The organism is Enterobacter sp. BWH64 (genome assembly GCF_001037645.1).
Classification (GTDB): domain Bacteria; phylum Pseudomonadota; class Gammaproteobacteria; order Enterobacterales; family Enterobacteriaceae; genus Enterobacter; species Enterobacter hormaechei_C.
Window position 1 is genome coordinate 4,293,987 of the sequence record NZ_KQ089922.1, and the last position, 22,321, is coordinate 4,316,307.

At 58.7% G+C, this 22,321-nt stretch carries 20 protein-coding genes and 1 pseudogene; 2 read left to right on the forward strand and 19 right to left on the reverse strand.

Annotated features, from left to right (window positions below; all coding sequences use genetic code 11):
• Window positions 1-6 precede the first annotated feature (6 nt).
• The 7 genes and pseudogenes from SK50_RS20430 to tkt all read right to left on the reverse strand — a co-directional run bounded on the left by SK50_RS20430 (window position 7) and on the right by tkt (window position 7,662).
• Entirely contained in the window at window positions 7-717 is a 711-nt protein-coding gene (locus SK50_RS20430; RefSeq protein WP_045343955.1) for a nucleoside/nucleotide kinase family protein, read from the reverse strand.
• The gene (locus SK50_RS20435) at window positions 714-1,223 is read right to left on the reverse strand and encodes an MltR family transcriptional regulator (RefSeq protein WP_015571811.1); all 510 of its coding nucleotides are present in this window, start codon (window positions 1,221-1,223) and stop codon (window positions 714-716) included. Before SK50_RS20435 ends, SK50_RS20430 begins: the two co-directional genes overlap by 4 nt.
• Window positions 1,224-1,238: 15 nt before the next feature.
• Entirely contained in the window at window positions 1,239-2,210 is a 972-nt protein-coding gene (glpX, locus tag SK50_RS20440; RefSeq protein WP_045343957.1) for a class II fructose-bisphosphatase, read from the reverse strand.
• Window positions 2,207-3,484 carry a zinc-binding dehydrogenase gene (locus tag SK50_RS20445; protein ID WP_045343959.1) on the reverse strand — a complete coding sequence of 426 codons (1,278 nt, stop codon included), beginning with the start codon at window positions 3,482-3,484 and terminating at the stop codon, window positions 2,207-2,209. The genes glpX and SK50_RS20445 overlap by 4 nt, the downstream gene beginning before the upstream one ends.
• A 23-nt stretch (window positions 3,485-3,507) precedes the next feature.
• Window positions 3,508-4,886 (reverse strand): annotated as a pseudogene (locus SK50_RS20450) (PTS mannitol transporter subunit IICB).
• A gap of 27 nt (window positions 4,887-4,913) precedes the next feature.
• Window positions 4,914-5,357 carry a PTS mannitol transporter subunit IIA gene (gene cmtB / locus SK50_RS20455; RefSeq protein WP_023295399.1) on the reverse strand — a complete coding sequence of 148 codons (444 nt, stop codon included), beginning with the start codon at window positions 5,355-5,357 and terminating at the stop codon, window positions 4,914-4,916.
• 313 nt (window positions 5,358-5,670) lie between these two features.
• Complete coding sequence (gene tkt, locus SK50_RS20460) at window positions 5,671-7,662, reverse strand: transketolase (protein WP_017382908.1); 1,992 nt, start codon at window positions 7,660-7,662, stop codon at window positions 5,671-5,673.
• Window positions 7,663-7,934: 272 nt separating this feature from the next.
• Between tkt and SK50_RS20465 the strand changes: the two genes are divergently transcribed.
• Window positions 7,935-8,693, forward strand: a complete 759-nt coding sequence (locus SK50_RS20465) for a metalloprotease LoiP (RefSeq protein WP_045343964.1) — start codon at window positions 7,935-7,937, stop codon at window positions 8,691-8,693.
• Between the two features lie 210 nt (window positions 8,694-8,903).
• On the forward strand, window positions 8,904-10,172 hold the full coding sequence (locus tag SK50_RS20470) for an OprD family outer membrane porin (RefSeq protein ID WP_048229872.1): 1,269 nt from the start codon (window positions 8,904-8,906) through the stop codon (window positions 10,170-10,172).
• Between the two features lie 83 nt (window positions 10,173-10,255).
• Here SK50_RS20470 and SK50_RS20475 read toward each other — a convergent pair whose 3' ends face one another.
• From SK50_RS20475 to SK50_RS20530, 12 genes are all read right to left on the reverse strand, one after another.
• Window positions 10,256-11,896 carry a thiamine pyrophosphate-binding protein gene (locus tag SK50_RS20475; protein WP_048229875.1) on the reverse strand — a complete coding sequence of 547 codons (1,641 nt, stop codon included), beginning with the start codon at window positions 11,894-11,896 and terminating at the stop codon, window positions 10,256-10,258.
• Between the two features lie 13 nt (window positions 11,897-11,909).
• Window positions 11,910-13,379: an aldehyde dehydrogenase gene (locus tag SK50_RS20480; RefSeq protein WP_015571820.1), complete on the reverse strand. Its 1,470-nt coding sequence runs from the start codon at window positions 13,377-13,379 to the stop codon at window positions 11,910-11,912.
• A gap of 9 nt (window positions 13,380-13,388) precedes the next feature.
• Window positions 13,389-14,159 (reverse strand): aspartate dehydrogenase, encoded by a 771-nt coding sequence (locus tag SK50_RS20485; RefSeq protein WP_015571821.1) that lies wholly within the window; start codon window positions 14,157-14,159, stop codon window positions 13,389-13,391.
• A gap of 9 nt (window positions 14,160-14,168) precedes the next feature.
• Window positions 14,169-14,963: an SDR family oxidoreductase gene (locus tag SK50_RS20490; protein WP_015571822.1), complete on the reverse strand. Its 795-nt coding sequence runs from the start codon at window positions 14,961-14,963 to the stop codon at window positions 14,169-14,171.
• Window positions 14,947-15,717 (reverse strand): alpha/beta fold hydrolase, encoded by a 771-nt coding sequence (locus SK50_RS20495; RefSeq protein ID WP_017692698.1) that lies wholly within the window; start codon window positions 15,715-15,717, stop codon window positions 14,947-14,949. Before SK50_RS20495 ends, SK50_RS20490 begins: the two co-directional genes overlap by 17 nt.
• A gap of 10 nt (window positions 15,718-15,727) precedes the next feature.
• Window positions 15,728-16,258 carry a cupin domain-containing protein gene (locus SK50_RS20500; RefSeq protein WP_015571824.1) on the reverse strand — a complete coding sequence of 177 codons (531 nt, stop codon included), beginning with the start codon at window positions 16,256-16,258 and terminating at the stop codon, window positions 15,728-15,730.
• A 10-nt stretch (window positions 16,259-16,268) separates the two neighbouring features.
• Window positions 16,269-17,525 (reverse strand): MFS transporter, encoded by a 1,257-nt coding sequence (locus SK50_RS20505; protein ID WP_015571825.1) that lies wholly within the window; start codon window positions 17,523-17,525, stop codon window positions 16,269-16,271.
• A gap of 25 nt (window positions 17,526-17,550) precedes the next feature.
• On the reverse strand, window positions 17,551-18,738 hold the full coding sequence (locus SK50_RS20510; protein WP_023295406.1) for an NAD(P)/FAD-dependent oxidoreductase: 1,188 nt from the start codon (window positions 18,736-18,738) through the stop codon (window positions 17,551-17,553).
• The gene (locus tag SK50_RS20515) at window positions 18,735-19,661 is read right to left on the reverse strand and encodes a VOC family protein (protein ID WP_015571827.1); all 927 of its coding nucleotides are present in this window, start codon (window positions 19,659-19,661) and stop codon (window positions 18,735-18,737) included. The genes SK50_RS20510 and SK50_RS20515 overlap by 4 nt, the downstream gene beginning before the upstream one ends.
• Before the next feature lie 78 nt (window positions 19,662-19,739).
• Window positions 19,740-20,528: an IclR family transcriptional regulator gene (locus tag SK50_RS20520; RefSeq protein WP_003860053.1), complete on the reverse strand. Its 789-nt coding sequence runs from the start codon at window positions 20,526-20,528 to the stop codon at window positions 19,740-19,742.
• Window positions 20,529-20,540: 12 nt separating this feature from the next.
• Entirely contained in the window at window positions 20,541-21,290 is a 750-nt protein-coding gene (locus tag SK50_RS20525) for an SDR family oxidoreductase (protein ID WP_045343968.1), read from the reverse strand.
• On the reverse strand, window positions 21,290-22,312 hold the full coding sequence (locus SK50_RS20530) for an aromatic ring-hydroxylating oxygenase subunit alpha (RefSeq protein WP_006811913.1): 1,023 nt from the start codon (window positions 22,310-22,312) through the stop codon (window positions 21,290-21,292). The genes SK50_RS20525 and SK50_RS20530 overlap by 1 nt, the downstream gene beginning before the upstream one ends.
• Window positions 22,313-22,321: the final 9 nt, after the last annotated feature.

A 22,321-nucleotide genomic window follows, 5' to 3' on the forward strand; every position in this document is an offset into this window, starting at 1 on the left:
TGAGGATCAGACGAGTCGGTATTCGCCATTTGCCGACATCATCAGTTCAACATTGGCAGGACGGCTGTGACGCAAAACACGCTCCACGTTTGGCCCGTCGGTGCGCGCATAAAACGCGTCGGCGTCGGCCTGAGAGAGTCCGCCGGCCAGCTTACGTCCAACCAGGCGCGTACGTAAGGCTTCGGCGGGGGCGCGAATAAACAATGAAAAATCACAGTATTCCATCAGCGTTCGCCATCGTTCGTCATCAAGCAGCAGCCAGTTACCCTCAACAATCACGACAGGGGCCGTTACCACGATTGCATCTTCGACAGGGTCGTGCGTTTGCCGGTCATACTGCGGCCAGGTACCGTCGCCCTCTTTTATCTGCCGCAGATGTTGCGCCAGCCTGTCGACATCAAAGGTCTCCGGAGCGCCTTTGTACGCGCGCAGGTTATGCGCTTCCAGCCAGACGTTGTAGTGATGAAATCCATCCATTGGCAACGTCTGAATCGGAGCGAGCCCCTCCATCTGACGAGAGAGATATTCCCAGAAGGCGGTCAGCGTGGACTTGCCCGTACCGGGCGGGGCGCTGAGAAAAACAATCGTACGTCTGCTGGCGCTGGCGAAATGCCGTTTCGCCAGTTGCCGCAGCAAAGGCTTATGAACATTTTCAATTTCGTCGTCAGGATAATGTGCTTCTACATATAGCCCATTGACCGTTAGCCCAATTTTCACGGCGTAAGTTCCTTTAAAATTGTCGTTACCGCCAGGGTGAGCGCCGTCTTGATCATTGCGGTAAAGCGCACCTCAGACCATGCGGCAAAGTCAGCAAATTTCATCGACTCCAGCGCGCTGAATAACGTCGCGTTACGGGTGATGCAATTAACGTTGCTGATAAAATCCCAGGTGATGTCATCGGCGAAGCCAGGGATCGTATCCTGCTCGTTCAGATACTGATAAAACTGCGAAAAATGCGTTATGTCGGCGTAGAGCCATTTTTCCATTTTCCCAAGCGCATAGATCAGGCGTAACGCCACATCGATGTCATCAAGCGGCCCACTCCGGGCGAGTAACGGCTTCACTGCATATTCCACGATCTCTTCATCGTTATCGACAAACAGCGACGGCAGAAAACATTTAATGCCCTGGAGTAAAAAAGACTGTGCCGTCGTCATAAATGCGAGGAGGTTATTCTGAGCATCCAGTTGCTCAAGCACATCGTCTTCTGTCAGTGTCGTCATTTGTATCTCGATAAATCACCGTGAATGCAGAGAGTCTATTATATTACACGTTCGATCTGCGCCGCCGATCAGTAAAGTTTGCGTGCGCACACCCTTCGCAACCTGTTGAATACCTTTAACCAGTTCGCCGCCCGTCACGCCCGTCGCGCTGAACAGAATGTCATTGCCCTTTACCAGTTCGCTAAGGGTATAGATACGATTGACTTCCACCTTCATCTCCGCACAGCGACGGTGCTCCTGCACGGCGACCCTACGGTTCTCAGGACTCTCCCCTTTCGCTTCACAAAAATCGATCAGCTCCGCCTGCATATCGCCACCCAGCGCTTTCACCGCGCAGGCGGAGATCACCCCTTCCGGCGCGCCGCCTGTGGTGTACATCAGATCATAGGGATTATCCTGTAAGCAGGTCAGAACGCTGGCGGCGACGTCGCCATCGGGCAGCGCAAACACTTTCACGCCCAGTTGCGTCGCCTCGGCAATTGCATTTTGCAGGCGCGGTTTGTCCAGCGTCACCATCCGCAGATGCTCCAGCGGCTTGCCCAGCGCCCGGGCAACGTTGCGAAGGTTTTCTGCCAGCGGGAGATCGAGGCTGATTGCCCCGGCTGCCGCTGCGTTAACCACCAGTTTTTTCATGTACATATCAGGGGCATGAAACAGGCGGCCCTCAGGCGCAAACGCCATCACAGCCAGCGCATTGCTTTGCCCCATCGCCACCATGCGGGTGCCCTCGATGGGATCGACGGCAATATCCACCGCCGGGCCGATGCCGCTTCCGACCTCCTCGCCAATCCACAGCATTGGCGCATAGTCGATCTCACCTTCGCCGATAACGATACGCCCGCGCATCGCTATCGCGTTTAGCGCCTCGCGCATGGCGGTTACCGCCAGCCCGTCGATTCGGTTTTTATCGCCGCACCCGGTTTGCGGCCAGGCGGCCAACGCCGCCTGTTCCGTAACGCGAAAGAGCGGCCATGCCAGAGACATCATGCCGCCGCCTCCCCAATATCCACACCAAACTGCGCCAGCAGATAGCGCTCTGCTTTTTCATTCCAGATGCCGTGCGTCTCTTCCACAAGCCTTGCCAACTCCCGGAAAAGCGGATCGGTTTTGCCCTTTTCGGCAAAATCGGCAATGGCCGTTAACGGCATGGTGACACCGTTATAGATAAGCTTCTTGCCTCCAGGAATGTCCGGAAGATTGAGTACCGTATGCGGCACCGCATCAAGGCCGCCGATGTGGGTCACCATAAACGACGGCTGGAGCTGGCCCGTCGCACTCAGCGCAATCGCCTCTTTCATGTCCTCCGTCGAGCCGCCGGAGGTGCCCACCACGTGGGTACTGTTGTAATGGACGTTGTAAAAATTAAACGGCACCTTGAAATTGCTGTCCGTTGGTCCGGCGAAGAAATTCAGGCACCCGTCCTCGGCGAGAAGATCGTCTGCCAGTTCAATGACCGCCGGAACCGCGGCATAGACAAACACGTCGTCAAAGCCTGCATTGTCAGTTAATGCGCGTAACGTAGCGGCAGGGTTCTCCAGTTCGGAGGTATTGACATAGATAAGCTCAATACCCTTTTGTGCCGCCAGCTCAACCGGCAGGAGTTTTTCCGCCTGCGCAAGGCGAGCCTCATCGATATCCACCACCACAACGCGCGACGGCTGAATCCCGCCGTTAATCGCATAATCAATAGCGCCAATTCCCATCGGCCCGGCGCAGGCCAGAAGCGCAATATTACCTCCCGGTTTCACGCCCATCCGGTGCTCATAGACATATTGCGTCGTATGATAATTGGCGTTATACGCGCCGATAATGCAGCACATGGGTTCCGCCAGCGAAGCCGCCGCAAAATAGGAGCCGTGATAAGGTAAAACGCAGCCCAGATTAATTGCGACTTCTGGAATAATCATATACGTCGCATTGCCGCCAAAATATTCATAGCTGTAGCCAGCAGAATAACCGGTCGGTAATCCCATTGCCGGTTGTAAAACAAAGCGCTGACCTTTTTTATATTTTTCGGTCAGATTTTTCCCGACCTCAACAATCACCCCGGCGCATTCATGTCCGGTGATGACCGGATGATTTTCCAGATCGTCAGGCACCCGTTTATGTTCACTGCCTAATTTCGCTGCCTTCCAGGTTGATAAACAAAAGCTGTCAGAAATTACGCTCACCAGCAGTTCATTGTCGCTTATTTCGGGCAGTTCAAATTCACGGATACGAACATCCTGCTTGCCATAAATGGCAGCCACTTTCGTTTTCATAATGACTCCAGGAACCAGATAGATTAATTCGCCGTTAAATGCTTAAAGAGATCGTCAAGCTGCGGATCGCCGAGATAGTTTTTTATCAGCACTAACGGTTTGTCACTGACCCGTTTAGCACGCCCCTCCAGGCTGGCATGGGTAACAATAATGTCCGCATCGTCAGGCACATTTTCGATGGCGTAATGTTTTACGTCGATATCTCGCCCGGCCTTTTCCAGACGCTTGCGGAATGTCGTCGCGCCCATAGCGCTGGAGCCCATTCCGGCATCGCAGACAAAAGCGATGCGCTTAATATCCCGATAAGAAAACTTGCCTTCCTGCTTCATGGCTTTTACGGCGTTGGCAGAATCATTGAAAGTATCTTCCGTTTCAGCTTCATGGCTTTTATCCATTTTTAAGATCAGGGAGGTGACTGCAAAAGAGACCAGAGTGCCTGCCGTTACGCCAGCAATCGTTGCGAGAAAAGCACCCTTAGGTGTTAACGCGAGATAGGCGAAAATCGAACCCGGACTTGGGCCAGCTACCAGACCACCGCCCAACATATTAAATATCCACGTTCCGCTCATGCCGCCAACAATCATCGCAATCAGCGTCAGCGGTTTCATCAGTACGTAAGGGAAATAGAGCTCATGAATGCCGCCCAGGAAGTGAATAATCATCGCGCCAGGGGCTGATTTCTTTGCCATCCCTTTGCCAAAAAAAGTAAAAGCCAGCAGCAGACCTAATCCCGGCCCGGGGTTGGAGGCCACCATAAAGAAGATGGATTTACCCGTTTCGGAAGCCTGCTGCATTCCCAGCGGATAATAAACACCCTGATCGATAGCGTTATTTAAAAACAGGATTTTTGCCGGTTCGTTAATCAGCGACAGCAGCGGCAAATAGCCCGCATGCACCAGTGCTTCAATACATTCTTTGATAAAGTTATTGGCAATTAACACCGCAGGGCCGATCACTTCAAATCCCAGCAGGCAGAGGAGCATGCCCGCAATACCCAGCGAGAAGTTGTTGATGACCATCTCAAAACCAGCGGGAATGCGTTTATCCAGCAGCCGATCGATGTGCTTAATCACCAGACCGCCAAGTGGCCCCATGATCATTGAGCCGAGGAACATAGGAATATCCGCGCCGATAATCACGCCGATAGTGCCGATCCCCCCATCACCGCCCCACGTTTGCCGCCAACCAGGTGTCCACCGGTAGAGCCAATCATCACCGGCAATAAATAGGTGATCATCGGACCTACAATTTTGGCAAAATGCTCATTTGGCATCCAGCCGGTTGGAATAAATAATGCGGTAATAAATCCCCAGGCAATAAAAGCGCCAATATTCGGGATGACCATTGCAGTCAAAAAGCCCCCAAAAGCCTGGACCTTTGCACGAGCAGACTTGTGTTCCATAATAATGTCCTGTAAAGGAGAGAATAATTATGCGCGAGCGATAATATCCGCCAACTGCTTTTCTGACTTAGCGGTTAACAACGCCGACAGTTTATCTTCTTCACATAATAATTCGCTTAATGCCTGGATAGCGCCGATATGTGAATCCGCATCCGCCGCCGATAAACCAATGAGTAATTTCACGGGCTCATCGTCGTCGGCAAACTGCACTTCCTGTTTAAGAAGCGTTAATGACATACCTGTTTTTAAGGCACCGCACTCCGGACGGGCATGAGGCATCGCTACACCCGGAGCGAGAATGTAATAAGGACCATTAGTGAGCGTCGAGGTTTTAATTGCTTCAATATAACCAGCGTTAATATAATGATTTTGCAGCAAAGACGACATGGACAAATCAATGGCTTCCTGCCAGTCCTTTGCTGCGGATTTTATTGATATTGAGGATTCAGGGAAATAATCAATTAACCGCATATATCATCCTTATTTTATTTTTAGGGTACAACGTATCGTTAAAAACAAAATACGCCTGCGGTAAAATGAAATCAAACGGGGAGAAAATGGCGAGCGTGTCAGAACGCATTTTAATAAAACGAATGAAAACATATCGTTAAAAACAAGAAATAAAAAAGCAAGTCTATATATGTGATATCCATTGCAAATTACACATATTATGACTTTACGTATTTGTGATAGGAATCACCAAATATATGTTGTTAACACAAAAAAAATACCATCGAAATAAAAACGGGCCGCCTTAGCGACCCGTTTTGCCTCACTGGGAGAGTTACAGCAGTTCTTTCGCCTTAGCGACAACGTTCTCAACGGTGAAGCCGAACTCTTCAAACAGCTGTTCAGCCGGCGCAGACTCACCGAACGTGGTCATTCCGACGATAGCACCGTTCAGGCCCACGTATTTGAACCAGTAGTCAGCGATACCCGCCTCCACCGCCACGCGAGCGGAGACCGCTTTAGGCAGTACGGATTCGCGGTACGCGGCATCCTGCTTGTCGAACGCATCGGTAGACGGCATGGAGACCACGCGCGCTTTCACGCCTTCGGCAGTCAGTTTTTCCCATGCGGCAACGGCCAGTTCAACTTCAGAACCGGTCGCGATGAAGATCAGCTCAGGCTGGCCTGCGCAATCTTTCAGCACGTAACCACCGCGCGCGATGTTTGCCAGCTGCTCTGGGGTACGCTCCTGCTGCGCCAGGTTCTGACGGGAGAGGATCAGTGCGGTCGGGCCATCATGACGCTCAACGCCGTATTTCCACGCCACCGCAGATTCAACCTGGTCACATGGACGCCATGTGCTCATGTTCGGGGTTACGCGCAGGGAAGCCACCTGCTCTACTGGCTGGTGAGTTGGACCGTCTTCGCCCAGACCGATGGAGTCGTGGGTGTAGACCATCACCTGACGCTGTTTCATCAGCGCAGCCATACGCACGGCGTTACGTGCATATTCCACGAACATCAGGAAGGTAGAGGTGTACGGCAGGAAACCACCGTGCAGAGCGATACCGTTGGCAATCGCGGTCATACCGAACTCACGTACACCGTAATGGATGTAGTTACCGGCAGTATCTTCGTTGATTGGCTTAGATCCGGACCACAGGGTCAGGTTTGATGGCGCCAGGTCAGCGGAGCCACCGAGGAATTCTGGAAGCAGAGGACCAAACGCTTCGATCGCATTCTGAGATGCTTTACGGCTGGCGATCTTAGCTGGGTTCGCCTGCAACTTCGCGATGAACTCGTTCGCTTTCGCGTCGAAGTCAGATGGCATGTCGCCTTTCATACGACGGGTGAACTCAGCCGCTTCCTGTGGGAAGGCTTTCGCGTAAGCCGCGAACTTCTCGTTCCAGGCCGCTTCTTTCGCCTGGCCCACTTCTTTCGCATCCCACTGAGCGTAGATTTCAGACGGGATTTCGAAGGCAGGGTGTTTCCAGCCAAGTGCTTCACGGGTCAGTGCAATTTCCGCGTCGCCCAGCGGTGCGCCGTGGGAGTCGTGAGTGCCCGCTTTGTTCGGAGAACCGAAGCCGATGATGGTTTTGCACATCAGCAGGGACGGTTTGTCGGTCACGGCGCGCGCTTCTTCTACGGCACGTTTAATCGAGTCAGCATCGTGGCCATCAACGCCGCGCACAACGTGCCAGCCATAGGCTTCGAAACGTGCGGCGGTGTCGTCAGTGAACCAGCCTTCAACATGACCGTCGATGGAGATGCCGTTGTCGTCGTAGAACGCAACCAGTTTGCCCAGCTTCAGGGTGCCTGCCAGGGAGCACACTTCGTGAGAAATGCCTTCCATCATGCAGCCGTCGCCCAGGAAGGCGTAGGTGAAGTGGTCAACGATGTCGTGGCCAGGACGGTTAAACTGCGCCGCCAGGGTCTTCTCTGCAATCGCCATCCCTACGGCGTTAGCGATGCCCTGACCCAGCGGACCGGTAGTGGTTTCAACACCAGCGGTGTAGCCCACTTCCGGGTGACCTGGAGTTTTGGAGTGCAGCTGACGGAAGTTTTTCAGCTCTTCGATTGGCAGATCGTAGCCAGTGAGGTGCAGCAGGCTGTAGATCAGCATAGAGCCGTGGCCGTTAGACAGCACGAAACGGTCGCGGTCTGCCCATGCCGGGTTCTGCGGGTTGTGGTTAAGGAAATCACGCCACAGGACTTCGGCGATGTCAGCCATGCCCATAGGGGCGCCCGGGTGGCCGGATTTGGCTTTCTGTACTGCGTCCATGCTCAGCGCACGAATAGCATTAGCAAGCTCTTTACGTGAGGACATTTTAACTCCAGATCGGACTGTTAAAGGCCATGCCCTTGACGACAGCGCGTTTTGGGCTACGCCGGAAAAAAGTGCCAACAATGTAACCCAAGCCGCAGGGCATGTACATGGACCATTCTTTTGCAGCTTAAGAAATCTCTGGATCATGCTCGCATGTTGCGCAATCTGCTCGCCCGCCCCTGTAGATATTCCTTATACTTAGCCCGACACCGGCTTCGTTGACGGTGCATTTTTCGGAATTAATTCAGATTAACGAGTACGGAAGCAACATCATGAAAATGCGTGCAATCGGGCTGGCTGTGGGAACAACGCTCCTGCTAAGCGGCTGTCAGAATATGGATTCTAACGGCCTGATGACCTCAGGCGCAGAAGCTTTTCAGGCCTACTCACTGAGCGATGCGCAGGTGAAAGCGCTGAGCGACGAGGCCTGTAAGGATATGGATGGAAAAGCTACGCTTGCCCCGGCAAACAGCACCTACACGCAGCGTCTGAACAAGATTGCTTCCGCGCTGGGCGACAACATTAACGGTCAGCCGGTGAACTACAAGGTGTATATGGCGAAAGACGTCAACGCCTTTGCGATGGCGAACGGCTGTATCCGCGTTTACAGCGGCCTGATGGACATGATGACCGACAACGAAGTGGAAGCGGTGATCGGCCATGAAATGGGTCACGTTGCACTGGGTCACGTGAAGAAAGGGATGCAGGTTGCGCTGGGCACCAATGCCGTGCGCGCAGCGGCGGCCTCTGCGGGCGGCATCGTCGGCAGCCTGTCCCAGTCGCAGCTGGGCGACGTGGGCGAAAAACTGGTGAACTCGCAGTTCTCCCAGCGTCAGGAGACGGAAGCGGATGACTACTCTTACGATCTGTTGCGCAAACGCGGCATCAATCCATCGGGTTTAGCTACCAGCTTCGAAAAACTGGCGAAACTGGAGGAGGGCCGTCAAAGCTCCATGTTTGACGATCACCCGGCTTCGGAAGAGCGTGCACAGCATATTCGCGACCGTATGGCGGCAGACGGAATCAAATAATTTCGGAAGGAGGCAGTTTTGCCTCCTTTTTATTTCGCATGAATTGTTAACTTAAAAGCACGTATCGATAACACCCCTGAAAGCCCCGCCAAATCTACCCTGCCACTCTGAAATGTCTGGTCACATAATTATTGCAAAGGTTACTTTTTCCGGTAATTATCTCTTCCGCAGTTATTCAAATTAATATATCCAGACAGAGACGTTCCCTCCGTGAAAAAAGAATTATCATTAATTGCTTTAAGTTTATTTGCCGCATTACCTGCCGCCGCAAGCCAGCAATCCGACAGCAAGGGTTTTATTGACGACAGCCATCTGGATCTGTTTTTACGCAATGCGTATATCAGCCGCGACTACCATCAGGGCCAGCAGGACAAAGCCGAATGGGGTCAGGGGATCATCGCCACGTTTGCATCCGGCTATACCGAAGGGCTGGTGGGCTTCGGCGTGGACGGTATCGCGCAGTATGGCGTGCGTCTGGACGGTGGCCGCGGCAAGAGCGGCGCGGGCGGCATCGACTTCTTTAAGCAGGAAGACGACGGCCGGGCAAAATCCGATCTGGCAAAGTTTGGCGCGACGGCCAAAATGCGCATCTCCAATACCGTGCTGAGCTACGGGAACCAGCGTCCTGAACTGCCAATCATTACATCCGACAGCTCCCGCCTGCTGTTTGAAAGCTACACCGGCACCCTGCTGACCTCGAAAGAGATCGACGGTCTGGAAGTCAACGCCGGTTACTTCACCGACGAGCAGCGTAAAAGCGATGACCGCCACGACAGCGGACTGAAGAGCCTCTCCTTCGGCGGTGCGAGCTATCAGTTTAACGACCAGTTCAGCGGCGCGCTGTACGCCTCTCATAACGAAGAGGTGATGAACAAGCAGTACCTGGGCATGAACTTCAAACAGCCTTTCAGTACCGGGCAGCAGCTGGTGCTCGACTTCAACGGCTATAACTCCCGTCTCGACCAGCATTACGCGGACAGCCTCAACACGGGCCTCAGCAACACCATCTGGAGCCTGGCAGCGAGCTATATCTGGGACATTCACACGTTCAAAATGGCGTACCAGCAGAGCAGCGGCAGTACCGGCTACAACTACGGCGGCTATCGCGACAAAGGCGGCGTGGGTGACGGCGGTAACACCATCTGGCTGGCGAACTCCTACTGGTCTGATTTCAACGGCGAAGATGAACGTTCCTGGCAGGCATCCTACGGTCTGGACTTTGGCGGCCTTGGTTTACCGGGCCTGAGCTGGACCACCGCCTACGTGCGCGGCGATAACATCAAAACCTCTGAAACCAGCAATGGCAAAGAGCACGAGTGGTTTAACCAGATCCAGTACCAGGTGCAGGATGGCCCGGCGAAAGATCTGAAGCTGAAGCTGCGCTACTCCGTACTGCGCGTCTCCAGCAACGCCAGCGAGTACAACGTGGGCGGGGACGAGATCCGCGCTTACGTGGAATACCCGTTTAACGTGTTCTGATGAAAAAAGCCGGGTGGCGGCTTCGCCTTACCCGGCCTACCGTTTTCTCCCTGTGGAAGAGGGTTAGGATGAGGGGGAAACAGCTAGTAAAGCGTCTTCTGCGGCGGCCCCGCAAACTTAAGGGCGCCAATCTGCCCCATCCGCACTTCCACTACCGACGGCCCCGGCATCGCCAGCGCCTCCGTCATCACCGCATCAAAATCCTCTGCCCGCTCAACGCTCCACGCCTGAAGGCCAATCGCCTGCGCCAGCAGGGTAAAGTCCGGCGTATGCAGTTCGTTATAGTACTGACGCCCGCCAAAATATTTATCCTGAATACCACGCATTACGCCGTAGCCCCCGTCGTTCATGACAAGCAGCGTCACGTTAGCTTTCTCCTGCGCCAGCGTCGCCAGCTCGCCTAAATTGAGGCTCAGGCCGCCGTCGCCCACCAGCCCCACCACCTTGCGCTGCGGGTTGGCAATCGCGGTGCCGATGGCCATCGGCAGCCCCATACCAATCGCCCCGGCGAGGGAGTGAATGTTCATCATCGGACCGTTAGCCCTGAACAGGCGGCTACCCCACAGGCTGCCGGACACGGTGATATCGCGCACCAGCAGGCCGTCTGTCGGCAGGGCTTTTGCTATGGCGTCGTTAAGCTTCGCATAGGCGCCGCACTGCTCGCGCAGCCCCTGTTCGGCTTGCCCGACCGCCTGCTGCACCTGCATATCCCACTGGGGACTGCCCCACTCGCGGCCCTGCACTTTTTCAGCCAGCGCGCCAAGCACCGCTGAACAATCGGCTATCAACGTGCTATCCATCAGGTAGTTACGGCTTGCCGCCGCCGGGTCGATATCGATCTGCACCCGCGGGGAAGGCAGCTCAAGCGTCCAGGAACGGGTTTCGTTGCTGCGCAGGCGTGAACCGGCGACCAGCGTAAAATCGCACTGCGCGATCAGCGCCTCAACCGACGGCGAGTTGTGGAACGCGCGAAGGCTGGCGCGGTGGCTGTCCGGCAGCACGCCGCGCGCATGGGTGCTGGAAATCACGGTGATGCCCGCATCCGCCAGCGTTTTAACCGCGTCTGCGCTGCCCAGCGCCCCGCCCCCCAGCCACAGCAGCGGCTGTTTCGCCTGTTTGAGCTGCGCCCACAGCGCGTCAACCATTTCGGTATCCACGGCTGGAACCGATGCCGGTTTAACCGGTTTAGTCACCAGCGACAGCGGAATTTTGGCGCCCTGAATATCAATCGGGATTTCCACCGAGACCGGTCCGCACGGCGGGGTCTGCGCGTCCTGGATAGCTTTATGCAGAATCGCTATCGCCTGATTCGCATTGCTGATGCGGTACGCCCGTTTTGAGCTGGCCTTCAGGAAGGTCAGCTGGTCACGGGTTTCATGGATAAACCCGGCGTCGGCGTCCAGCCAGGCTTTCTCTACCTGCCCGGTTAAATGCAGCAGCGGCGTGCAGGCATTCATGGCTTCCACCAGCGCGCCTACCGCGTTCCCGGCCCCCGCGCCGGTGCTGGTCAGCGCCACGCCGAGACCGGAAAAGCGCCCGTGGGCATCGGCCATGGTGACGGAACCGGCTTCACCGCGCGCAGGCACAAAGCGGATATGGCCCCGCTGCCCAACCGCATCCGCGATCGGCAGGTTGTGAATGGAGATGACGCCGTAGATGGCCTCAACCTGATACTGCTCCAGCGTTCTGGCGATGGCGTCGCCGACGGTTATCATTTCGCTCATTGCTCACCCTTTCTCAGTCGCACCAGTGGTTGACGCTGTTACCCGTCGCCAGATAAATGCTCTTTTGTTGCATCCAGGCTTTCAGCCCCTGAATACCCTTCTCGCGGCCCAGACCGCTCTCTTTAAAGCCCCCGAACGGGGTCGAAATCGCAAAAACCTTGTAGGTGTTGATCCACACCGTGCCTGCCTCCAGCTGCTCGCTGAGACGCAGGGCGCGTCCGGTATCGCGCGTCCAGATCCCCGCCGCCAGGCCGTAAACCGAGTCGTTCGCCTCGCGGATAAGCGTGGCTTCATCGCCAAACGGCATCGCCACCAGCACCGGGCCGAAGATCTCTTCCTGACAGGCGCGGGCGCTGTTGCTCAGCCCTTCGATAATCGTGGGCAGGAAAAAGCTGCCGTTTGCCAGAGCGGGATCGGCGGGTATCTCACCGCCGCACAGCACGCGGCCCCCTTCACGCTTCGCCAGTTCGACGTACTCGATCACGCTCTGGCGATGTTTTTCGCCGATCAGCGGTCCGACATGCACGCCGTCGGTAAACGGGTGTCCGACGCGCAGCCCGCGAGTTAATTCCAGCAGCCCCGCCATCAGCGGGGCGTAAATGCTCTCGTGGATAAACAGCCGCGACCCGGCGATACACGCCTGCCCCGCCGAGCTGAAAATGCCATAGCAGATCCCGCGCGCGGCCTGTTCGATATCAGCATCCTCCAGCACGATGGTCGGCGATTTGCCGCCCAGCTCCAGCGAGGCCGGGATCAGTTTTTCCGCCGCCACGTGCGCCAGATGACGGCCCGTGGTGGTACCGCCGGTAAAGGAAATTTTGCGCACGCGAGGATGACGCGCCAGCGCATCGCCAATCACCGAGCCTTTGCCCGGCAACACGCTCAGCAGCCCGGCGGGCAGCCCGGCCTGTTCAAAAATCCGCGCCAGCTCCAGCGCCATCAGCGGCGTGGCTTCAGCGGGCTTGAGGATCACCGCGTTCCCGGCGGCAATCGCCGGTGCGACCTTCTGCATTTCGCTGGCAATCGGCGAGTTCCACGGCGTGATGGCCGCCACCACGCCGAGCGGCTCATAGCGGCTCAGCGTCAGCAGATCCGGCTGGCGCGGCGTGGGCAGTTCCCCTTCCAGCAGCTCGCAGGCGGCGGCAAAGTAGCGCGCCGTTCCCGCCGCGCTCATCACCAGCCCGCGCGCTTCCGCCAGCGGCTTGCCGTTATCACGGCTCTGCATCTGCGCCAGCGCGTCGACGCGGGATTCAATGAGATCGGCAACCTTATACAGGATCTTCGCGCGCATATGCGGCAGGCTGTTACGCCATGCGGGATCGCGCCAGGCGCGCTCTCCGGCGTCTACCGCCTCCTCCAGGTCATCCAGACTGGCGGCGTTCAGCGTCGCGTTGATCGACCCGTCTGCCGGGAAGTGGCTCTGCATCGGGTTGCCGCCGCCGTGTCGCCACTGGCCGCCGATAAAAATCTTCAGATCGTCCATCGTCTCTCCTCAGCTCAGGGCCAGCTCGCGGCAGGCGCGCACCGCGCTCAGTGCCGCCAGGGTGGAGGTTTTAGGATTAGAAGCCAGCGGCAGTCCGCTCAGCTCCAGATGAAACTCGCCGAACAATCCTTCCACGTGGAGCGTGTGGGTGTTACGTTTCGTTGCCGGGTCAACCATCAGCTGCACGCGGGTGTCGTCCATCCCGACGCCGCCGAGCGCCACGGTCGCCGCCACGTTGGCGTTCGCCGGGAACAGGCGCGCCGCCTCGCGGGCGCTGCCCTCGAAGAAAACCTTTGCCTCTGACACCGCATTCAGATCGATAAGCTGCTCGGCATAGCTGCCGCGCCAGCTGGCCGGGCTTTTGCGCGACTGATAGGTAACGCGCTCAAGGCCGCCCTCTTTCGCCGCCGCCAGCCCGTCGATACCGGCCACCGCACCGGAAAGCAGGGTCAGTTTTCCGCCCGCAGCGAGCAGACGCTGCTCCAGCGCGCTGTCCGCCAGCGCGCCGGTGGAAATGACGGCCAGATGCCAGCCGCGACGCAGGATCTCTTCCCCGTACTGGGCCACCGCCTGCTGGCTGGCGCATTCCAGCACCAGATCCGGCGTTTGTGCGCACGCCATCGGCGACGTCAGCGCCTCGACCGCATTGCCAAACTGGTCGTGAATGGCGGCATGGTGAGACGCGCGCGCCACGATCCAGCCGATAGCCACGCCGGCGGGCAGGCGCTCAATCACCGCCTGCGCCATGGCGCCAAAACCAATCAACATTACCTTTTTCATGATGTGTCCTTACAGATGGCGGCAGAAGCCGCCGGAAACGTCCAGCGCCGCGCCGGTGGTAAACGAGGCCAGCGGCGAAGCGAGGAACAGCAGCGCCTGCGCGGGCTCCTGCGGCTTGCCGAGGCGCGCCATCGGAATGCCGCGCTTGCGCGCGATATCCGCCGTCCATTCCGGCCAGCTCTGGCTTTTGTCCGCCCGGTTTTCAAAGCGGCGCTGCCACTGGCCGGATTCCACCATGCCGAGCAGAATGGAATTGACGCGAATACCTTTGCCCACCAGCTCTTTCGACAGTGTCAGCGTCATGTTCAGCAGCGCGGCACGAGCGGCGGAGGTGGCGATCATGTGCTCCTCCGGCTGTAGCGCCAGCAGGGAGTTCACGCAGGTAACAGAGGCAATGTCGGACTGCTCCAGCAGAGGCTGAAACGCCTGCACCGGGTTAATCACCCCGAACAGTTTGAGTTCGGCTTCGTGCAGCCACGCCTCGCGCGGGGTGTCATGGAAGTGCGCCACGTAGCCCTGCCCGGCGTTGTTGATCAGCATATCCGCCGCGCCAAAACGCGCCTGCACCGCATCCGCGAAGGCCTGAACTTCGTCGGCGTTCAGCACGTCGCAGCGGTAAGCAAAAATCTCCCCGTGGGGAAATTCGTTTTGCAGCGTCGCATGGGCGCTGGCGAGCCGGTCCGGGTCACGGCCGCAGAAGGCGACTTTCGCCCCTTCACCCAGCAGCAGGCGCAGCGTTTCAAAGCCAATGCCGGAAGAACCGCCGGTAACGACCGCTACGCGCCCGTCAATTTGTGCATTCATCGCGCACCTCTTCGTTAATGCGTAAAAGCTGTTGGTTGAAAAACGCGTCGTTATCGAGATAGCTGGCGTGCCCGGCCTGCGGAATGGCGATAAACGGCATGCCGTAGCGCAGCGCCAGACCCTGAACAAGTTCCGGCTGGGTGATGGCATCCTGCTCGCCGCACCAGACTTCAAACGTGCCGGAGTAGCGTTTAAGCCAGCCGTGAATGTCGTCATGTGCCAGCATCCATGCGGCAGCGAGGTAGCCTTCCGGGCGCAGCGCCCGCATGCCCGCCGCGACGGTGGCGATATCTTCCGCGCGCGCGCCGGGGCGCAGCAGCTTCGCGGCGCGGGTCTGGGCGAGGATGTCGCCCCCCAGCGCCATCTGCTGCTCGCGGTTGCGCCAGACCTGCTCCCGCTGCTCCGGCGCGGCATTGCCGTACCCCTGCGCGGCGTCGGCCAGCACCAGATGGATGACGCGCTCAGGGAACTTCGCGGCAAAGGCGCTGGCCACCAGCGCCCCCAGGGAATGGCCGACCAGCACTGCCTGCCAGACACCGGCGCGATCCAGCATCGCCGCCAGCGCGTCGGCGTAATCCCCCGCGTTCGCCCGCGCTACGGCCAGCATCGGGCTTTCGCCGTAACCGGGCATGTCCCACGCCAGCACGCGAAAACCGTTCAGCGCCATTTGCTTGTGCCAGGAGGCGGCGCCGGAGCTGATCCCGTGCAGCAGCATCAGCGGAATACCGCTTCCCTGTTCACGAAAACCCGTCATCATGCCCCCCTTAGTTCCGCTTCACTTTGGAAAGCGGATGGTCGGACGGATAGGTTGGGATTTCCGGCTTGTTGGTCCCCAGCATGACGCACATCAGCGCTTCTTCTTCGCCGTGGTTAAACAGGCCGCGATAGATGCCCGGCGGAACGGAGATCAGGTCACGCTCACGCAGCACGGTTTCTGTGTAGTTGTCGCCGTCCTGGATCATCAGCGTGATCTGCCCCTTGAGCATGAAGAACACCTCTTCCACGTCGTCGTGCAGGTGCAGCGGTCCTTCGCACTTCGACGGCAGCACCATGGTGGAGAAGGTAAAATGGTCCGCCTGCACGGTGTTGGTGTCGTTCGCGACGCCCGTTGCGCCGGTGCCGATGTAGCGCATCTGCGCCCGGCGGTATTTCGGGTCAAAATCGGCCTGGAACTTCAGCGCGTTCCAGTCGTATTTACGGCCTTCGAAGCGCGCGATGCGCGACTCGACCCACTCTTCCATCGTCAGATGGTCAGGTTTGATGCCTGTTGTGTTGGTTACGGTTGAATCAGTCATGACACTCTCCTCAGTAACGTCTCAGCAGCGGCAGTAACAGGACGCAGCCCACCGCCGCCATCACCGCCAGAAAAATCAGCCCGGAATCCATGCTGTGGGTGAAGGCGATAAGCGCGCCCATCACCGCCGGCGACAGCGCGCCCGCAAAGTTTCCCAGCCCGTTGAAGATACCGCCCGCCGTGGCGCTCACCCGGGGATGGGTGGCCTTCGCCAGCAGGGCGAAAATGTTGGGTGCGCCGGTGCCCCACATAAAGGTGCTGAAGCTCATCGCCGCGATGACGGCCAGCGGGGTATCAAGGTGCATCACCGCCGCCAGCCCGACGGCCGCCCCCGCCATGGAGATAAAGCATGCCGCCGCGCGCTTATCGACCCTGTCCGAGAGCCACGCGCCAATCACTTCCCCTGCCAGCATGGCGATGAACGGCATCGACGACAGCCAGCCCGCGTGCTCCAGATGAATGCCTTTGCCTTTGATCAGGTAGCCCGGCAGCCAGCCGTTGATGCCCCACAGATAGGTCAGGAAAGCGATGTTAAAGATGCAGATGATCCAGAAGTGCGGGCTGACGAACAGCTCACGCCGCGCCGCGCGCCGCTCGTCCCGGGACGCCTGCGAGGTGCCGGGTTTTGCCTCCAGGCGGATCCCGCGCAGACCAATGCGCACAAAGATAAGCACCGGCACGGTAAGCATGGCCATCACAAAGAAAGTGCTCTGCCAGCCAAAGGTGTTCAGCAGCCAGAGGGAGAGCGGGAAACCAATCGCCGCGCCCACCGGGGTACCCAGCAGCCACAGCATGGTGGCGCGTGCCTGTAAATGCTGCGGGAAGTTGTGACGTACGATGGCAAAGGCCAGCGGGAACAGCGGTCCTTCCGCCACGCCCAGCAGAATACGCAGGACGATCATCAGCGTGTAGTTATGGGTAAAGCCCATCGCCACCATCAGCACGCACCACACCGCCATCATCCCGGTGAGCAGGCGCAGCGGCGCGATTTTGTCGCCTAAACCGCTTAAAAACACCGATGAGAAGCCATAGCTCAGCAGGAAAGCGCTCATCAAAATGCCGAGACGCGTGGTGTCGAAATCAATGCCCATCGCCTGCTGGAAATGGGTATCCGAAAAGAGCGCCGCGATGCTGATTTTGTCGAAAAACGCCAGCAGCACGCAGGCCAGCAGCGACAGCGGGATGGCCCAGCGCACCGCTTTTTCGGGCGTGCGGGTCCCCTCACCGCTCGCCTCAACCGGTGCGGTGTTAGTCTCGAGTGTGGTCATCTCTCCCCCTACGGGTGCGGGTTAGCTATCGCAGTGACATCAGTGAAAAGGTCGGGTCGGCGAGCGGCACGTCGGACAGATCCCGCCCCGCCGCCATCCAGCGCTTCGCCAGCTTGACGGTACGCGCATCGTCGAACGCCACCAGCTGCGTCAGCCTCCCGTTGTCGTCCAGCGAGAAGTACAGCGTCTCTTCACGCACTACCGTTCTGCTGCCTGGCTGCGGAATGCCGAGGATCTGAATGTTGTGCTGGTATTGATCCGACCACAGCCACGGCGCGTCGTCGTAGCCTGGCGCATCGGGGTTGAGCATCGCTTTCGCCGTCGCCGCAGCCTGATTCTGGGCGAAGGCCCAGGACTGGATGCACAGCCCGTAGTGATGGTGCTGGGCGACATCTCCTGCGGCAAAGATGAACGGATCCGACGTGCGTCCCTGGGCATCCACCACGATCCCGCGCCCGGTTTTCAGCCCCGCATCGCGCGCCAGCTCCAGATTGAGATCGACGCCGATCCCAACCACGACCGCATCAAAGGTTTCACGCTGGCCGTCGCAGTGGATAACCGGCAGGCCGTTATCGTCCTCCAGCTCCAGCGCGCCGCAGCCGGTACGGATATCCACGCCCTGCTCGCGGTGAAGGGCCTCTAAGCGCTGCGACACCTCGCCGCTCACCGAGCGCATGCACAGCGCGGGCTGCTGCTCGAACAGGGTGACCGCCACGCCGCTTTTGCGCGCGGACGCGGCAATTTCCAGGCCGATCCAGCCGCCGCCGACAATCGCCAGGGTTTGGCTTTCCGCCAGCCGCCCTTTCAGACGCTGCGCGTCCTGCCAGTGGCGCAGGGTGTAGACCTGCGGATGGCTGGCCCACGCCTGCGAAGGCAGGCGCGCCCGACCGCCGGTAGCGATTAAAAGGATGTTGTAACTAAGATGCTCGCCGTTGCTAAGAACAACTTTTTTCTCATCGCGATCGACAGATTCAGCGCGCAGCGGCCGGTACCAGGCCAGGTTCAGCGCCTGCTGCACCTCGTCGCTAAACAGCCTTGGGAGCGCCGCGTCCGGCTCCAGCAAAGACGCTTTTGACAGCGGCGGGCGCTCGTAGAAATCCCATTCCTCTTCCGCCACCACGCAAATTTCGCCGTCGAAGCCCTCATCGCGCAGGGTTTTCGCTGCCCAGCCGCCCGCCTGACCGCCGCCGATAATGACAATGCGCGATGTCATACCGCCTCCGGCTTTTTCTGCTGGCGGCGCGTGTCGTGGTCAATCCCGCCTTCCACCGCCCACTCGGTAAAGGAGACCAGCGAATGCTCCAGCTCACGCGGCTGCCAGTTTTCCGTCAGATAATCATCGTTGGTGTAATACTCAAACGCCCCGCCGGTCGGGCTGTTGACGTACCAGAAGTACGCCGACGACACCGGATGACGGCCCGGCCCGATAAAGGTGCTCCAGTCATGTTTATTCATCGCGATACCGCCGCCGATCACCTCGTGGATGTCGCGCACGGTGAAGGCCACGTGGTTGAGGCCGCGCTTGCGGTTCGGCAGTTGCAGCAGGAACAGGTTGTGATGGCCGCCGCGCACGCCGCAGCGCAGGAACACGGCGCGGTTGATATAGCGGTCCGAGACCTGGAAGCCGAGCACCTCGCGGTAGAATTTCTCCACTGCCGCCAGCTCTTCCACGAAGAACACCACATGCCCCACGTTGATCGGCTGGGCGCGATCGTAAACCGGGCTGGGGGTGTCGATACGGCGGGCATCGCCCCACTGGTTAATCGGCTCGACGTTCAGTTCCACGTCAGTTTGCTGGGTCACCTGCACGCGCAGCGTCATGCCGTTCGGGTCCAGGCACTCCAGCGCGTCGCCCACTTCACGAAAACCTGGCTGTTGCGCCAGCTTCGGGCGCAGCGCGTCCAGATCTGACTGGCTGGCAACCGCCCAGGTCATGCGACGCAGGGTGTTGCCCGCTTCAAACGCGGGCGGCAGGTCGGGGCTGTCGATCGGGTTAAGCTCCACGCGCGCGCCGCTCAGGGTGGTGAAACGCTGGCCGCTGGCATCGCCCGTCAGGCCAAAATCACGCATAAATTTGGCGCAGTGCGTCAGGTCTTCCACACCAAATTCCAGCTTTTCAATTCCGGTTACACTCATCGTTCGTTGCCTCATCTGGCCCAGATTGGGCGTAAAACATGCCCGACGCAGTCAAGCGCCTGACGTTAACTCACTGATTTAACTGGCCTGTGACAAATACCCTAAGAAGCCAGAAATTTTATCCGCCGCGAGGCGAACCTCGTTTTGCAGGCGCTCGCGGTCGCTCTGCGGGATCTCCTCCGACGGCACCAGAATGCTGACCACCGCCGCCACGCGGCCGCTTCGGTCATACACCGGGTAGACGATGGAAGAGATCCCGTGGCGGAAGAAGGATTCGCCGATGACATACCCGCGGGCTTTGTCCTGCTGCACCATCTGCCACAGGGCTTCGCGGTCGTGAAGCTGCCCCGGCGTGTTGCCCGGCAGACGCTCATGCGGGAACAGCTGTTCGAAATCAGCGCGGGAAATATCGGTCAACAGCATACGGCCCAGCGAGGTGCAGTGCACCGGCAGGCGGGTACCAATGCTGACCTGGTTGATACGCGACCCGGCGGCGCTGACGCGGGCGATGTAGATAATGTCGCGCCCGTCGCGGATCGCCAGATGGCTGCTGCACTGGCTCACGTCGCGCAGTTGCTCGATCACCGGCTGGCCGACCTGCGCCACGTCCAGCGAGGCGATGTACTCAAAGCCAAGACGCAGCACGTTCATGCCCAGCGAAAAGGTATTGGTGCGCGTGTTGCGCTCCAGAAATCCCATGTACTCCAGCGTCTGTACCACGCGATAGGCGGTGGCCTTCGGCATATCCACCAGCCGGTGCAGTTCGGCAAAGGTCAGATCGCGATGCTGCTCGCCAAAGGCCAACAGCAGCTGTAAACCGCGCTCCAGCCCCGGCACCAGATACTTCACTTCCTGATCGTTTGCCATCATCGCCCTACCTTAGTTAAAGACAAAACCGCCGTTGACCGGGATCAGCTGTCCGGTGATAAACCGTGACAGATCGCTTAACAGCCAGACCACGCTGCCGGTGACATCTTCCGGCTGCTGCGCGCCGGTTAACGCGCGTCCGTTTTCGTAGAGCTGATGCCGTTCGGCGGGGACATATTCCGTCGCCTCGACGCGGGTTAGCCCCGGTGCGATGGCGTTGATACGGATACGTTTTTCCCCCAGCTCGCGCGCCATTGAGCGGGTCATGGCAATCACGGCCCCCTTGCTGGCGACGTAGGCCATCAGGCGCGGCGCGCCCCACAGCGCGGTGTCGGACGCCACGTTCACAATGCCTGCCCCTTCGCGCAGCAGCGGCACGGCGGCGCGCGTCACCAGCCAGGTACCTTTGACATTGACGCTCATCACCCGATCCCAGAGATCCGGATCGTAATCGAGCATATTTTTGCCGCCCACGCCCGTCGCCATCGCCGCGTTGTTCACCAGGCCGTCAATCTGCCCCTGCTCGCCAATGGCGCTGAACACCTGGTCGATAGAGTGCTGATCGACCAGATCGATAACGTGCGATTCGATCGCATAGCCCTGCTCGCGCAGCCGGTGGGCGCTCTCGGCCAGCTCGCCTTTGAGGATGTCGCACATCACCACCGCCGCGCCCTGCTCCGCGCAGGCTTTGGCAAAGTGATAGCCCAGCCCGCGCGCGGCACCGGTCACCACGATGCGCTTTCCGCTCAGCAGCCCGTTCATCAGGCAGCTCCCTGCTGTGCTTCACGCATCGCCAGCTGCTCTTTGGCGGCCTTTTGCATCATGCGGCGCAGGCGCGAGAGTCCAACGTCGTGCTGATACAGGTATTCATGATCGCGCGCGTTTGGCGCCAGGCTCTCCAGCACCACGCGGTCCTGCTCCAGCACTTCCCAGTGCAGTTTTTCCAGCCGGTTGCGGTACATGAAGCGCCACATATCGCGCTGCCAGCCCTGTACGCGGCGGATGCGCCAGAAGAAGACGCGGCAGTTGTCGTTATCTTCCGGCACCACCATGCCGACGATAAAGAAGTGGCCGCCCGGTCCGAAGCGCTTCTTGTACGGAATGGAGAGGCGCATCCAGCAGGTGCCGCTGTTGCCCAGCTCCACCCAGTCAAAATTGACGCCGCTCTGCCCTTTCTTCTCGAAAATAAAACCGGTTTTGGTCGGCTGGAGCACCATGTCGGCCTTGCGATCCCCTTCCGCCATCGAGTGCGACGAGGAGTGCAGATAGGTGCCGTGCATCGGGTCCATCACGTTTTCCAGCGCGTACTGGTAATTGCATTTCCACGCGGCGGTGCAGAGGAAGTTGCTGAAGTTTTCCGTGTCGGCGAGTTCATCCGGGAAGGTCAGTTCGTCCGGCTGCTGGTCCGCGGTGACGCCAAACCACAGGAAGATGGCGCCGTGCGCCTCCTGCACGTTATAGCTGCGCACGCACTGCTGGCCGACCAGCGGACATTTATCCACGGCGGGCACGTCTTTCACCTCGCCGTTGCCCGCCACCTCTACGCCGTGATACCAGCAGGCAATGCGGTCCCCGAGGTTCCAGCCCATCGACAGGCGCGCACCGCGATGCGGACAGCGGTCCTCCAGCGCCTGAACCTGTCCATCTTTATTGCGCCAGACCACAATCTGCTCGCCCAGGCGGGTGATGCCCACAGGAGCAGACTGCACTTCCCAGCTTGCCAGTACCGGATACCAGAGGCCGCGCAGGCCTTTATCGAGATAGTTTTGTACGGTCGTCGTCATCGCGTTGCC

Coding starts and splice junctions, on each gene's coding strand:
- SK50_RS20445 (WP_045343959.1), bottom strand. CDS start 3,484: ATGAAAACGAAAGTGGCTGCCATTTATGGCAAGCAGGATGTTCGTATC.
- glpX (WP_045343957.1), bottom strand. CDS start 2,210: ATGATGTCTCTGGCATGGCCGCTCTTTCGCGTTACGGAACAGGCGGCG.
- SK50_RS20495 (WP_017692698.1), bottom strand. CDS start 15,717: ATGACGGGTTTTCGTGAACAGGGAAGCGGTATTCCGCTGATGCTGCTG.
- SK50_RS20480 (WP_015571820.1), bottom strand. CDS start 13,379: ATGGACGATCTGAAGATTTTTATCGGCGGCCAGTGGCGACACGGCGGC.
- SK50_RS20530 (WP_006811913.1), bottom strand. CDS start 22,312: ATGACGACGACCGTACAAAACTATCTCGATAAAGGCCTGCGCGGCCTC.
- SK50_RS20490 (WP_015571822.1), bottom strand. CDS start 14,963: ATGAATGCACAAATTGACGGGCGCGTAGCGGTCGTTACCGGCGGTTCT.
- SK50_RS20475 (WP_048229875.1), bottom strand. CDS start 11,896: ATGAGCGAAATGATAACCGTCGGCGACGCCATCGCCAGAACGCTGGAG.
- tkt (WP_017382908.1), bottom strand. CDS start 7,662: ATGTCCTCACGTAAAGAGCTTGCTAATGCTATTCGTGCGCTGAGCATG.
- SK50_RS20485 (WP_015571821.1), bottom strand. CDS start 14,159: ATGAAAAAGGTAATGTTGATTGGTTTTGGCGCCATGGCGCAGGCGGTG.
- SK50_RS20465 (WP_045343964.1), top strand. CDS start 7,935: ATGAAAATGCGTGCAATCGGGCTGGCTGTGGGAACAACGCTCCTGCTA.
- SK50_RS20525 (WP_045343968.1), bottom strand. CDS start 21,290: ATGAACGGGCTGCTGAGCGGAAAGCGCATCGTGGTGACCGGTGCCGCG.
- SK50_RS20520 (WP_003860053.1), bottom strand. CDS start 20,528: ATGGCAAACGATCAGGAAGTGAAGTATCTGGTGCCGGGGCTGGAGCGC.
- SK50_RS20500 (WP_015571824.1), bottom strand. CDS start 16,258: ATGACTGATTCAACCGTAACCAACACAACAGGCATCAAACCTGACCAT.
- SK50_RS20505 (WP_015571825.1), bottom strand. CDS start 17,525: ATGACCACACTCGAGACTAACACCGCACCGGTTGAGGCGAGCGGTGAG.
- SK50_RS20510 (WP_023295406.1), bottom strand. CDS start 18,738: ATGACATCGCGCATTGTCATTATCGGCGGCGGTCAGGCGGGCGGCTGG.
- cmtB (WP_023295399.1), bottom strand. CDS start 5,357: ATGCGGTTAATTGATTATTTCCCTGAATCCTCAATATCAATAAAATCC.
- SK50_RS20515 (WP_015571827.1), bottom strand. CDS start 19,661: ATGAGTGTAACCGGAATTGAAAAGCTGGAATTTGGTGTGGAAGACCTG.
- SK50_RS20435 (WP_015571811.1), bottom strand. CDS start 1,223: ATGACGACACTGACAGAAGACGATGTGCTTGAGCAACTGGATGCTCAG.